This window comes from Chitinophaga sp. Ak27, assembly GCF_012726295.1.
In the GTDB taxonomy this organism is placed as follows: domain Bacteria; phylum Bacteroidota; class Bacteroidia; order Chitinophagales; family Chitinophagaceae; genus Chitinophaga.
Genome location: NZ_JABAOB010000015.1, coordinates 1 through 14,475, shown reverse-complemented (window position 1 = coordinate 14,475; position 14,475 = coordinate 1). Strand labels below are relative to the sequence as shown.

Here is a 14,475-nt window from a genome sequence, read left to right as displayed (position 1 = left end):
CCTTAAAACACTGATATGAAAATTGCATTTCATGGCGCAGCACGCACCGTTACCGGATCAAAACATCTGATCACACTTAAGAATGGCAAAAAGATTTTATTGGACTGCGGGATGTTCCAGGGAATGGGGCAAGAGACCGATGCAATGAACAGAGACTTTGGTTTTGAGCCTCACGATATTACCTATATGGTGCTGTCGCATGCCCATATCGATCACTCGGGGCTGATTCCACGACTGGTTAAAATGGGATATGGCGGTCATATCTATTGTACGCCGGCTACCCGCGACATGACGGAAATCCTGTTGATGGACTCAGCGGAAATACAAGAGGACGATGTAAAATTCACCAACAAGAAAATGGCTAAAGAAGGGCTTCCCTATGTACAACCGCTGTACAGTGTAGAAGACGCCAAAATAGCCATTCGTTCTTTACAGCCCATGGGCTATAATACCTGGACCAATATCGACCCGGATATTCAACTAATGTTTACAGACGCCGGCCACATTGTAGGCGCAGCATCCGTGCATCTACGCATCACGGAAAATGGCAGAACAGAACAAATATCGTTTAGTGGAGATATTGGCCGCTACAACGATGCTATTCTGAAATCGCCAGCGACCTTTCCACAGGCAGATTATATCCTGATAGAATCTACGTATGGCAGCACACTTCATGCTGATGCAGCTCCTGCAGATGATGAACTCCTCCGTTATATCCGTGAAACCTGCGTGGAAAAAAGAGGGAAATTGATTATCCCTGCTTTTAGCGTAGGTCGCACCCAGGAATTACTCTATGCGCTTAATAATGCACAGCTCAGAGGTGCCCTGCCTAAAGTGGATATCTTCGTGGATAGCCCGCTGTCTACAGAAGCGACGGCAGTTACCAAAGCCCACCCTGAAGTATTTAACAAGGATGTAGCCAATATCCTGAAAACAGACGACGATCCATTTGATTTCCCGGGATTGCGTTACATAAAATCTGTTGACGAATCCAAAGCACTCAACTTCCGCAAAGAGCCCTGCGTGATCATCTCTGCTTCAGGTATGGCCGAAGCCGGCCGTGTGAAACATCATATTGCCAACAATATTGACGATCCACGAAACACCATCCTGATCGTAGGCTATTGCGAGCCGCAATCATTGGGCGGACGCCTCATGCGCGGCGCCAAAGAAGTGTCTATCTACGGTAGCCGCTTTGAAGTAAGGGCAGAAGTAGGCGTTATTCGCTCTATGAGCGCACATGGCGACTATGAAGATTTAAGCCAGTGGCTGGCCTGCCAGAATCCCCGGGAAGTAAAAAAACTATTCCTGGTACACGGCGAGTACGATGTACAACAAATATTCAGAAACTGGTTACTAAAAAAAGGCTTCCTGGATATTGAAATTCCGGAAAGACATTCCGAAATCGGTTTAGGTTAAGTAGCCCGCAAAGAAAAAGCAGCAAAAGAATTAAATTTCTTTGCTGCTTTTTTCTTTGCGTCTTTGCGGAATCCTATTCTTCTACCAACGGAAACCACAGGTTCACCCTGGTTCCCGTTGCTTTTCCTTCTTCATCAATAAGATCTTCAATATCAAAGCTGGCGTCTACATTAAAGCGGCTATTATAAAGCGATAAACGATCCCGTGTAATTTGCAGGCCCCGCGACTGATGCCCGGGTTTATTTGCTTTCTTCATCGCAGCGGCCTTCTCTCTACCCACTCCATTGTCTTCAATAGTACATAAAACCCGGTCATCTACCTTTTTAAAAGTGATGGTGAGATTGCCTTTCCCTTTTTCATGCACCAAGCCGTGCCAGATGGCATTTTCCACAAATGGCTGAATCACCATGGTTGGTACTTCTACCATATTGGCATCCAACGATGGATCGATGATAATCTCGTATTCAAATTCGTCGGAAAAACGCAACTTTTCCAACTCCATATAGTTTTCCAATACACTCACTTCCTGCGCTACGGTAATATTATTGAGCTGGGAATTATCTAAGACATTACGGATTAGTTTTGCGAAGCGGCTCAGGTAAGATAATGCCTGCTCCGTTTCGCTTTTCATCATAAAAGTCTGGATGGAATTAAGCGCATTAAAAATAAAGTGCGGATTCATTTGAGCCCGCAGGGCTTTCATTTCCAGCTGTGCAATTTGTTGTTGTATTGCCTCCCGTTTCTTTGCTTCCCGCTTGATTCCCGAAATGCGCAACCTGAAATACAGGTATACCAGGGAAGCTGCCAGCAGCAGGCATACCAACTGAAACCAGCCCGTTTGCCAGAAGGCTGGTTTAATAAACAAGCGAAGCGTAGTAATATGATCAGAAAAGGTACCTGCTGCATTCACCGCACGTACTTTAAATAAATAATTTCCCGGCGGAAGATTCGTGTATTTAGCCACCAGTATGTTATCTGTCAACACCCAGTTTTCATCTACTCCTTCCAGCTGATAATAATACCGGATGCGTTCCTGGTGGTATTGCAGGCTTTTAAACTCAATGCTGATAAAGTTTTGCTTATGGCTCAGTATTACGGGAAGGCTATCCCGCATAGCGGCCTGTATGAGGATGGTACTGTCTAACGCCTTAAGATTTACAATCGTTACATCGGGAGGCGGCAGCGCTACCTGCAGGCTGTTGGGATCGAAGGTAACCACATGATCAGAGGCGCCTACCAACAGATTACCATTCTTTAAGCGGATCACCCGGCGGCGCACTTTCCGGGTATTGTCCACAATATCGTCGGCCTGGATAAATGTTTCCAATTTATTTTCGGGGAGATAATAACGATAAAAACCATACTGGGTGGTAAACCATACCTCGCCTTTATCACCCATCACCATACTTAATACCCATTGGTCGAATAACTTAGCATTGGTAAGCAATGGCCGGTAAGTTTGCCTGCGGGTATTATAAATCCACATCCCATGATCGGTACCTGCCAGCAAGAGGCTATCGTTATAACGCAGCAAGGAAGTAATATTACTGTATACCCTCGAACTCCGGGTAAATGCTTCCCTGATAGCAATGCAATGCTGCCGGGTGTTAAACAGCATGAGTCCTGCGCTGCTGGTTCCCAGCCAGAGCATAGAATCATTTTCTGGTGCAATATCCATCACAGATACCGGGCGCTTCAGGGAGTCTGTCAGCTCATTGAATTGCTGGAAAGTATGCTGTTGTGGATTCCAGCTGGCCAATCCTCTTTTATAAAGCCCTATCCAAACTGTGGTATCGTTTTGCGGTTGTAAATGCAATGCCGTTTGTTCGTATAATACGGGCGAGGTTACATGTTTGATAAATTGTCCTGTAGCAGGATTAAAGAGAGAAAGATTCCCATTTTCTTGTCCTACCACGATAGTTCCATCTTTTAACTCTGCAAAGCTCCATACCAGGCTCCGCTCTTCGGGTAAAGAACTAGCAGTATTCCCGGTAGAATTGTGCACATAGTTGCGCACCAGGTTCAAATCCGGCGTAAGGCGACTGAAGCCTTGTCCCCAGTAACCTACATATACATCGCCGTTAGCGGCCTGCAAAATGCCTGTCACTTCCGTTGCCGGGAGTTGCTCCTTCGTATTGGGGAAAACGGTACGACTGTCGAGCAAACGGAAGGTTTTATTGTGCAGACTGAGAATATTCACTCCCCGGTCGGTGCCTATCCAGAGATGTCCTTCCCGGTCGCTCAGGAAACAGTTGGCTTCGTAGTTATAATGAAATCCTTTTTCATCGTTATTGTTGGCGGTAATATTCAGGTCGAAACGACCCAAAGCACGGTTAAAACGGAAAATTCCGCCTTTTTCGGTGGCTGCCCATACGTTTTTGTCCCCATCGTAAACAAGATCGAAAGTGTTATCCAGCTCTCTTTTTGCTTTTAACAGGCGCTTTTCCAATGGCGTTTCAAACGTATAGGCGTTCAGTTTACGGGAGGCAGGATCGAAACAGAAGAGTTGTCCGCTGCGGCAGGCCAGCCATATCTGGTGATTGGCATCGGTAAATATCTTTTTAAAGGTATTGTCTATATCCAGAATGGGCAGGTGTTCCGGATTATTAACGCGGCTGTATAAATTTTTTCGGTTCCGGTCCAGGATATAAACGCCGTGTTTTCCACTGAGCCAAAGGTTACCTGCTTCATCTTCCATGATGGCATCCATCATTTGTTCACGATCAGCTTCAGGAATAATGGTCGCTTTTTGGAAATTAAAGGCTTTTTCGTTGAATCGCAGCAAGCCATCATGCGTGGTGGCCCATATTACGCCGGCGTGATCCTGCACAATCTGGCTGCATTGCAGTCCTTCAGGACGTACATCTTTTTCAGCCACTTTCAGTGTTTTCACCAGGTCGGTCACAGGGTCGTATACACGGATGTTATCGGGTGTTCCCATCCAGATGCGTCCCTGGTGATCTTCGCAGAGGCAGATATCGTCGTAATAAATGGAGCCGGGCACGCGGTCAAAGCTGGCCACTGTGAGGAGGTTGGTGCCATCGTATCTTTGCAGGGCAGTGCTGGCAATCCAGATAAACCCTTTTTTATCCTGCATAATAGCCGATACATGGTTACTGGCCAGTCCGTTGCTGATATCCAGGTGGGAAAAGTTATACGAAACCTTGGAAGGAAGCTGTGCTACTACATCGGGGAGGGCAACTATTATCCACAGCAGGTAAAAGATATACCTGGCTGCATGTTGCCATCGCGGGGCAGTTACCTTGACATGCCTATGCATCATTACAATATCGGAGACAGTTGCAGTGCTGTAATAAATGTACTAAATGTTGTTGTTAGTTGTATGTCGTAAGGTGCGGGAAAAAATGGCTGAAATGAAAAAGGACCTCTTTTCAGAAGTCCTTCTTGTACCACGTACGGGATTCGAACCCGTGATTCCTCCGTGAAAGGGAGGCGTCTTAACCCCTTGACCAACGCGGCATTTTTCGTTTGGGATTGCAAAGATAGGAAAATGTTTTTTATTCCAAAATTTTTTTTCAATTTCTTCTCAAAGATAAGAAGATTATACTATCTACCACTCAAAACCTGGCATTTCCGGTTATAAGCTACCCCATCCCTACCCGCTGCCACGGGGCATTTGATCTATTTAAGGAAGGCTTATTGCGATAACATCTCCCTGGAAATACTTTTCAGCGGGAGACATCACCGGTACTAACCCTAAAGACTATACGATCTATTGTTTCAGACCAGCAATCAGGTTAATGGTCAATGCCACTACAAATGTGTTGAGCGCAAACGACAACAGGCCGTGGGCCAATGCTGTACGCCGGATCACCCGCCTGCTGATCTCCACATCCGATACCTGGAAAGTCATCCCAATCACAAAAGAGAAATAGGCAAAGTCAATATAATCCGGGTGCTTTTCACTCGGAAACTCCAGCCCACCGGCATGTTTGGTAACATCAGTTCCATCATCGTCATAGTATAAATTAGCGTAATGGAAAGTCAGCGTAGTGTGTACCATAACCCAGGAAGCCAACATGCCAGTAATCGCTACCGGCAAATAAATCATCTTAGAACCACCAGACACCTCTTTAGACAACATCAACAACAGCACAATCACCAGGCTGGCAATAGAAGCCAATACCACGAAAAAGGATACAAATATCCGGCTGCCGTCGTCTATCCTCGCCCAGGTACGCAACTCCTCTACCGTACGATTATAAAATACAATCCACCCTGTTACAATATAAGAGATGGCAAATACATCCCAGGACAGCATATACTGCACCAGCGGATGGAGCTTCAGATCAAGTAAGAAAAAACTTACAAAGACCAAACCTGCAAACCCCAGGCTTACCAATACCCGCTGTAACGGGTGCATACCGACCAATACTTTTACGGCCTTCTTTTTTCGCATAACAACAACTTATAGATTAAAGATAGCCCTGTTTTTGACGACATACCTATCCTTAGAAAAAATTATTATCCTACAAAACAAGTGGACTATTGTTTAACCCGGTCAATTTCGTAAATTAGTAGCACACTAATAAATGGCTATGAATCCCAACAACCGGCACACATTCCGGGATAATCCGGAAAGCCGTCAGCAACAATGCCTTCGGGCATCCAGGTAATTATCAACCAGTATAGTAACTCCCCGGAGTGGTAATGCCACCTGCATGGACTGCTCCTACTCTCAACATTAAAATCAATAGCATGAAATCAAAATTGTACTCCCTGCTATGGCTTTTCCTATTGTCCGTTACAGCTTACGGACAAACCATTGAAGGTACCGTTGCCGATAAGCAGCAACCGCTCGCAGGCGCCTCTGTAAGAGTGATAGGCGCCAACACCGGCGCTGCCACCGACGCCAGCGGCCACTATAAAATAAAAGTACAGCCGGGTAAATATACACTCAGCGCCAGCTACATCGGCTACCAGGCCAGTGTGCAGGAAATAACCGTAACTGCCGGCGAATCAGCTACTCTCAACTTTGTACTTAAATCTACCGACGACCTGAACGAAGTAGTGGTACTGGGTTCCAGGAGCGCGCCCCGCAGCCAGCTTTCCACAGTGGTACCTGTAGACGTAGTAGACGTAAAACAAATAGCCCAATACTCCCCACAGGTGAGCATTAACCAGATACTCAACTATGTGGCGCCTTCCTTTACCTCCAACACTCAAACCCTGTCCGACGGAACCGACCATATAGACCCCGCTTCCCTGCGCGGTTTAGGTCCCGACCAGGTATTAGTACTCATCAATGGTAAAAGACGGCACACTACCTCCCTTGTGAATATCAACGGCAGCTTCGGTAAAGGCTCAGTAGGCACCGACCTGAACGCAATTCCTACGTCCGCTATCAAAAAAATAGAAATATTGCGGGATGGCGCCGCTGCTCAATATGGCTCCGATGCCATTGCAGGCGTTATCAACATTGTGCTCAACGACGAAGTGAATAAGGTAAACGTCGGTGTATCTACCGGCGCCTATGTATCTAAAAACTCCGTTAATGGGCTCGATGGGCAAAATGTACAAGCCAACATCAACTACGGCCTGCCCCTGGGCGATAAAGGCGGATACATCAACCTGGCCGGCTCTTACGACTATCGCGATTATACCAATCGTACTGGCACCTTCTCCGGTACCATTTTCAACGACTACAACGATCCAGCCCTCGCAGCTACGCCCGGAAGTCCTACCGGAAAAGATATTACCGATGCAGAACTGGCCAAAAGAGGCCTTACACGCAAAGACTTCAACTCCCGGATAGGACAATCCGCCAACCGCGGCGGTAGCCTGTTCTTAAACGCTTCACTGCCTATCAGCGACAAAGCAGAGCTGTACGTTTTTGGCGGACTTAACTACCGCCATGGCGAAGCAGCCGCATTTTACCGAACACCCTCTCAGCTTACCCAAAACAACGATACCATCTATCCCAATGGCTTCCTGCCACTGATTGTAACCGATAACCGCGATAAATCGCTGGCTGCCGGTATCAGGAGCACACTGGGTGAATGGAAAGTAGACTTCAGCAATACCATCGGGCAAAATGCGGTTGACTTCAACGTTGATAACACACTCAACGCCTCTCTGCTCAAAGCCTCTCCCACTAACTTTGAAGCTGGTGGTTACCGCTTTCTTCAAAACACCACTAACCTCGATTTCACCCGGTTTTTCAAAGATGTACTGAGTGGAATCAACGTAGCCTTTGGCGCAGAACATCGCTATGAAAACTATCGCATACTGCCAGGTGAAGCATCTTCTTACGTTAACTATGGCAATGCCCTCAAAATAGGTACCGACGGGCAAGGGAACCCTATCCTCATCCCAGATCCTAAAGGAAATATCTCTACCCGCTTTGCAGCCAATGGTAGCGCATTTGCCGGCGGCGCCCAAAGCTTCCCGGGATTTAGTCCCGACAACGCTACCAACGCGTCCCGCACTTCTGTAGCCGCCTATGGAGATGTGGAAGTCAACTTCACTAAAAAACTATTGGTAGATGGAGCGCTCCGGTTTGAAAACTATTCCGATTTTGGTTCTACCCTCAACTGGAAACTGGCCGGGCGCTACCAGTTTAGCCCCAAGTTCCTGTTGAGAGCCGCTGCCAGCACCGGCTTCAGGGCGCCTTCCCTGCATCAGCGCTACTTCAATGCCACCTCCAGTATATTCACTGATGGCGTATTCCTGGAGTCAGGCACCTTCACCAACGATAGCCGGGTAGCCGCTTTGCTTGGTATTCCTAAACTCAAACAGGAAACTTCCTATAGCTATAGCGCAGGTATCACCAGCAATCTTGGACCATTGAAATTAACGGTAGACGGCTATTTCATCCGCATAAACGATCGTATTGTTTACACAGGACAGTTCTCTGGTAACAAAAATGGGACACCGCAGGAACAGGAAATCTACAATATCCTTCGCACCGCCAATGCTACCACAGCAAGATTTTTCGCCAACGCTATCAATACAGAAACCAAAGGAATAGATGTGGTAATTACATATACAGTACATCCCGGCAAAGGCCACCTCCGGGCAGATCTTTCCGGTACATTCGCCAAAACCAACCTTGTAGGACCTATTCACGCATCGCCACAGCTGGCAGGCAAAGAAAGTACCTACTTCGATGCGGCCAGCCGCATCTACCTGGAATCTGCCGTTCCGCAAACAAAAGCCAACCTGTCACTGAATTATACTATTCAGAAATGGGGTTTCTTCCTGCGCAATGTCTATTTCGGAAAAGTACAGGAAGCTACTAACGTAGTAACTGCACAGGATTGGTATAAAGGCAAAGTGGTAACCGACGTTAGCATAGGATACCGCTTTATTCCCGCCCTGGGGCTAACCATTGGCGCCAACAACCTGCTGGATATCTATCCTGATAAGTTATCGGCAGCTAACCAAAGCTCCGGACGCTTTGTGTACAGCCGGGCATCCCAACAGTTTGGCTTCAACGGCCGTTTCCTGTTTGCAAGGCTCAATCTCAGCTTCTAAAAAGGAAAGGAGACGCGGGTACGCGTCTCCTTTCCTTTTCTTATTCCAGGCTTTGGAGCACCTCCCGATACGCTCTTAAAGCTATATCATCAGAAAGGTTATCCGGATCGGCAATAAATGTTTTTAACGCCTGCTTATATTCTTCTTTAAATTGTCCGTTATTGCGACTCGCTTCATACTGTATCCGGGCTTTTTCCACCAGCTGCTTATTTTCATAGACAATTCTCGCCAACCCATACGCAGATTCATCACTTAACACCACGATATTCTTTTCACACCCCGGAATATACTTCAACACAAAAGACTCATTCGCTGGTGGTAATAGGATGGCGTTTCTTACCGGGTAAATGGCGGCCGACATGGTGGAAAATCCGGTGAGTACATCTTGTCCATCCGGTGTTTTTACCAGCACATCATAATCATAAATAGGATTGTCGTTGAGGGTGCTGTTGGTTTCTGATATTAATGTAACAATACCGGTTCCTTTAACGCCATAGGCATTCAGAAACCAGGCATTCAGCATATGCGCCAGGAAAATATTGGCAATAGGCATTAGCAAAGCCAGGATACCAAAGATCCATTTTTTGGTAACGATAGATAATGCGCCGAAAAATAATGCTAACAATAGAAATGACCAGCCTGGATGATGGCTGAGAAAATACAGTACAGCAGAAATGGTTTGCATGGGTTACATCTTTTAAAAGTCCGGTTTTCCTTTTACCAAACTTAACAATAAAACCCCACATGCTAAAAATAAGAGCAGCGCACTTGTCTCAATGAAGTTCTTCTTGCACTATCCATTCTCTTAAAATAATACCCAATGGAAATTTCATGGGTCCCGTTGTTGTAGGTACGGTACTTATTCAGTGCATAGTCGAAAGCATAGCCGATCCGTAATTCCGGTATTACAAATACTTCCGCCATTGCCACAGCGGCACTGGATTTGGTGAGGCCCGGCTGCAAATCGGGTTTATTATAAATATTCACGGCAGTACGATATCCGCCACCGAGCCATACCATTTCCTTCAGCAGTACAAACATATTCATATCCAGGCTGGTTGGGCCTCCTCGGTCATCTTTCAGCAGGAAAGAAGGTTTTAGCATCACATCGTCATTCACGGGAAACAGCGCACCCGCCGTTAAATAATAGTGAGGCTTGGGCACCGGGATAAAATGTGCCAGCGGTTTATTTTTTGCCTGGTACTGCGCCGTAAGATTATCTGCCGAAAATCCAACGAACCAGTTGGCCGTTGAATAATATATTCCCGCACGCATATCAAACAACAGCATATGCTGCGCAGCCCCACTAATATTGGGTTCATTGGGATTGGTGAAATCGAGCTTTCCCGGATCGAGACCCTGCTGTACGATACCGGCGCCTATACCGAGTGCGAGCCGGCCACTTTCACTTCCTAATGGAATACGATAGGCATAATTGCCATAGGCTGACAGCTGGCTCTGGGCGCCTATCTTATCGGACGACACCTGTAAGGCTAATCCTATCCGGTCGTCGTTAACATTGCCATCTACCGCCAGCGACATGGTTTGTGGCGCACCGGCAATACCTACCCACTGATCCCGGTAAAAGGCGTGCGCATTCAATTCCTGCCGGGACCCCGCGTAAGCAGGATTAATGTAAATCCCGTTGAAGATATACTGGCTGAACTGCGCATCCTGCTGAGCCTGCGCATAATGCCCGCCCACCAATAAGCTCACCAGGAAAACGAAATATTTTTTGATACACATAGTTGTTAAGGTTTCAGCAACGTGATATAACCTTTAAACTCCTGCCAGCGGCCAGTTCCATCTTTGACACGCAGCAGGTAGAAGTAAGTCCCTTCATTCAATCCTTTACCACTCCAGTTTTGCGTATATCCTTTTTGTTCAAACACATGATTACCCCAGCGATTCAGGATAGTCAGTTCATTTTCGGGGTATTGTTCCAATCCACTCACCACGAAAACATCATTGATCCCGTCGCCATTAGGCGTAATAGCATTGGGAATATGTAATGGCAATACCAACAGCTGATGCGTGCTCTGGTTGTTCTGTGGCACATTATCCTGTTCCGCCGCAGCTACCGTGGCGGTATTGGTAATTTGGCCGGTAGCTATCACTTTCACTTTTATCGACAGGGACGCGGCCATACTTGCTTGCAAATCATTAATCTTCCATACCACCGTATGATCGCCCGGTTGATAAGTAGCCGTTCCCAAAGTAGGCACAGACAAGATCTCCAGGGACACCTGGGGCGGCAGTTTATCTGTCACCACAATAGCGGTGGCATCTGCGGGGCCATTGTTAGCTATGGTGAGATAATAATTAAAAGTACTGTTGAGTTTAAAGGCGCCGTTATCTGCGGTCTTATTGATCTGCATGTCAGCATCGGGTCCACGGCCGCTTATTTCAGCAATAATCACCGGGTCCGATAACTCTGAAATACATCCACCACTGCCATAAGCTTCCACGGTATACTTGCCGGGGGTGGCGGTGACATAGTCCTGCTGGAACGCTCCGGGTAATGCCATTCCGTCGCGGTACCATTGATACCGTGGAGCATTCACGGAGGTAGCAGACAACTTCACCTGCTGTCCGGGCATAATATACCTGATGGGGACCGACTGCCCTGCGGCAGTCAGCCCGTACCCACATAGGAACAATATGAAAGCAGTACCTCTCTTCAGCATACGCCTGTTACTGGATGGTAATAACTGGTTTACCTGGTTTAGGCGTAACAGTGATAACTGCATCAACGCCACTGGACTGCGTGATAGCAGAATAAGGAGTAGCACCGCATGTTTTTACTTTATAATTTACTTGTACACTATACTTATATTTCTTCTCTGTACCCGCAGAAGTCACCGGAGGATCTGTAATAGTGTAATTGCCCGTTGTGGTAGTAGCCACTTGTGTAGGCGGGGGCGGACTGGCAGTGGTTACGTCCTGCCTGTACCAGGTATAGGAAAGATCAAAATCAGAAATCTGGAATTGCTTTAAACCCGGAACACTATTTAAGCTGCCATTAAATCCAACAGTGCTTGTCAGGTTAATTTGTTTAGTAGGATCTGTTGGTGCGCCGCTGGCCGCGCAATAAGTAAGGCTAGGCGTGTTGGTTTGATCTACTGCAGAAGTTACCGTGAGGTTTGGCAGCACAAACACCGTAAATATTACCGGGTCTGCCGGACAGCTGGCGGTACCGGTAGCTGCGGTCACCTGGTAGGTATGCCAGCCGGGCGTAGCGCTGGTCACCACCAGCTTTTCGTTGGTTGGCGTAGCGGTCGCGGGTAAAGCACCGGCGTTGCCAGATGCATCAATCTCCTGCCATAACCAGCTGGTATAGTTGACCGATGGGCTACTGGTGGGATCAGCGGTACTCGATGTCAGCGTAAAACCGGATTGATCTACGCAAAACAAGGTGGTACCAGTACTGGTAGAAGTACCCTTGGTAGGGTCATCTCCTACAGAGAGATCTGCAGGCGTTTTCACGGGGATCGTTTGTGCATGGGCACTGAGGGCAAAAAGCAATGCCAGGGCTGCCAATGCCAGTTTAAACATGTTTCCACGGATAACAGGGATCAATAAAACCGGGTAAAAAGACCGGGGCCTTCCGAGAGTTGCAATTTTCATATGTTAAGGGTTTAATTGAATGGTTAATAAAGGGGCTCCGGGACGTGGAACCACGGTAACGGTAACGGGCATACGATTACTGGCAACGCTATTGCAGCCACTCCTCACGGCTTCCACGTAATAGGTATAGGTACCCGGACTGGTAATCACCGGTTTAAAAGAAGTGCCGGTGCCAAGCAAAGTGGTGTTATTTGATTGATACCAATTATAGGTGGCGCAGGGATCTGCATTGGAAATATTGAGTTGTAGCTTACCTGCATCTTTAATACAAACAGGGTTAGCGCTGGCGCTGCCATTGATAGTGAGCCCATAAGTGGGAACGGGCATAATAGTTTTCACATCATAAATTAGCAAAGACGACAGCGCACCTACCACTCCTCCCATTTGAATATCGATACGATCAAAAGCAGCAGGGATAGCGGCCGATAAAACGTACTTATTGCCAGCGCCCGTCAGTAGCCGTAAATTAAGCAGGGTGTTGGTATTGGTAATAGGGCTGCCGGCTGCTGTTTTTCCCAGGTACGGTTGTATGGTGAAACCGGTCAGCAAATTGAGATCCAGCAATCCCGCGCCCGGATCTTGCAGTACGATGTAAATAGAGTCGCCAGGGCGGGTGGTGGTATTGAATAGTACGGTTTCAAATACTTCTGACAATACAGCGAGGCCGGTATTCAACTGTGCATAAGTACTTAGCGTAGGATCTGCATCGATGGCGTTCCATTTGGTAGTAACAGATCCTGTGGCATTGGCAATGCTTAATCCCCCCGCTCTTACGCCTGCCAGTACGTCAATGGGCTGGTTACAGGTAGCGGAGGTAGCGTCTTGGAGGATATAGGCGTCATAAACTCCCATACTGGCGCCAACAGATAGTACGCCATTGAGTGTCACCGATACACCGTCGTAAGCTACTGGCGTTCCGGCGGCGGTTTGAGGGGTAAATGCAACTTCCATATCGCCGGCGCCACTGAGTACCGCCAATAAATCGCCGGCGGTGTAAGACAGGCCCACCGGCTGTTCATTATGCGAGGCGTCATACACAAATGGTTGCACGGTAAAAGAGCTTCCCAATCCGACAAGGCTCACCGGGTAATTGATCTTCACGTACACGGGTGTTCCTGCTGCAACCTGGCTATTGAAACTGAGATATTGTGTAGCAGTTACAAGCCCCAGCACGCCAAGTGCTGCATTTAAAGTAGAGTTGGTAACAGGATTTCCGTCGGCTGCATTGCCGGCATTGGTAACACTGGCCAAAAGTGGCGTAGCTACAGGTCTTTGACCCAGCGCATATTTCCTGATTTTAGGAACTGGGCAACCGCTCTGAGCTGAAACGGAAGAAAATGGGAAAATGAGGGAAAAGAAACATAGTATAGTAACATAGCGTAAGCCCCTCGTCGATCGGGATTGCTTGGCTGCAATCTCTATATTCAACAACACATAGAAAGGGATACGCATAAGGATATTAGTCGCTATAATTATTGGGATATTTCCGGTACGGTACAACTAATGTACCCTAATAATCTACAGAGGTGTGCCTTTCAGCGACTAATGAACAAAATGAATAATAACAAAAGATGAATGAAAATGCACAAAAAAAACAAAACCAATAAATATTTTACATAAAATTAATTACATATTAATATTTATATCCACTTAAAAACAACGAATATAGGTACACAAAACTGGCATGGCATTATGCTACTCTGGAGCTGCTTTCCAAACAGCAGGCAGGCACCAGGAAGATATTGTATTTTAATATGTCTAATTAGATAAATGAAATCAGGAGAATATAATATGAACGGGGATAAAATCGAGTAGGAAGGTAGCCATTATTTGGCTACCTGTCCTCTCACACCACCGTACGTACCGGTCTGGTATACGGCGGTTTGTCAAAATAATTTCTTCTGATGTTCTGTTTTCAGATAATAATGTTGA

The 14,475-nt window shown here is 46.9% G+C and carries 9 protein-coding genes and 1 tRNA gene; 2 read left to right on the top strand and 8 right to left on the bottom strand.

Annotation, left to right across the window (positions count from 1 at the left end):
- Window positions 1-15: 15 nt before the first annotated feature.
- Entirely contained in the window at window positions 16-1,419 is a 1,404-nt protein-coding gene (locus HGH90_RS31215) for an MBL fold metallo-hydrolase RNA specificity domain-containing protein (protein WP_168767099.1), read from the top strand.
- A 73-nt stretch (window positions 1,420-1,492) separates the two neighbouring features.
- On the opposite strand, the gene HGH90_RS31210 is transcribed toward HGH90_RS31215, so the two are convergent.
- The 3 genes from HGH90_RS31210 to HGH90_RS31200 form a co-directional block, all read right to left on the bottom strand.
- Entirely contained in the window at window positions 1,493-4,702 is a 3,210-nt protein-coding gene (locus HGH90_RS31210) for a two-component regulator propeller domain-containing protein (protein ID WP_169192777.1), read from the bottom strand.
- A 125-nt stretch (window positions 4,703-4,827) separates the two neighbouring features.
- Window positions 4,828-4,899, bottom strand: a tRNA-Glu gene (locus HGH90_RS31205).
- 253 nt (window positions 4,900-5,152) lie between these two features.
- On the bottom strand, window positions 5,153-5,839 hold the full coding sequence (locus tag HGH90_RS31200) for a DUF1345 domain-containing protein (RefSeq protein WP_211093123.1): 687 nt from the start codon (window positions 5,837-5,839) through the stop codon (window positions 5,153-5,155).
- 299 nt (window positions 5,840-6,138) lie between these two features.
- Between HGH90_RS31200 and HGH90_RS31195 the strand changes: the two genes are divergently transcribed.
- Entirely contained in the window at window positions 6,139-8,916 is a 2,778-nt protein-coding gene (locus tag HGH90_RS31195) for a TonB-dependent receptor (RefSeq protein WP_168767097.1), read from the top strand.
- Between the two features lie 40 nt (window positions 8,917-8,956).
- On the opposite strand, the gene HGH90_RS31190 is transcribed toward HGH90_RS31195, so the two are convergent.
- The 5 genes from HGH90_RS31190 to HGH90_RS31170 all read right to left on the bottom strand — a co-directional run bounded on the left by HGH90_RS31190 (window position 8,957) and on the right by HGH90_RS31170 (window position 13,995).
- A complete protein-coding gene (locus HGH90_RS31190) occupies window positions 8,957-9,601 on the bottom strand; it encodes a hypothetical protein (RefSeq protein WP_169192776.1) in 645 nt (214 codons plus the stop codon).
- Window positions 9,602-9,663: 62 nt separating this feature from the next.
- Window positions 9,664-10,662: a type IX secretion system membrane protein PorP/SprF gene (locus HGH90_RS31185; RefSeq protein ID WP_168767095.1), complete on the bottom strand. Its 999-nt coding sequence runs from the start codon at window positions 10,660-10,662 to the stop codon at window positions 9,664-9,666.
- Between the two features lie 5 nt (window positions 10,663-10,667).
- A complete protein-coding gene (locus HGH90_RS32160) occupies window positions 10,668-11,708 on the bottom strand; it encodes a gliding motility-associated C-terminal domain-containing protein (protein WP_169192775.1) in 1,041 nt (346 codons plus the stop codon).
- Window positions 11,611-12,543 (bottom strand): hypothetical protein, encoded by a 933-nt coding sequence (locus tag HGH90_RS31175; RefSeq protein ID WP_169192774.1) that lies wholly within the window; start codon window positions 12,541-12,543, stop codon window positions 11,611-11,613. The genes HGH90_RS32160 and HGH90_RS31175 overlap by 98 nt, the downstream gene beginning before the upstream one ends.
- 3 nt (window positions 12,544-12,546) lie before the next feature.
- On the bottom strand, window positions 12,547-13,995 hold the full coding sequence (locus HGH90_RS31170; RefSeq protein WP_169192773.1) for a hypothetical protein: 1,449 nt from the start codon (window positions 13,993-13,995) through the stop codon (window positions 12,547-12,549).
- Window positions 13,996-14,475: the final 480 nt, after the last annotated feature.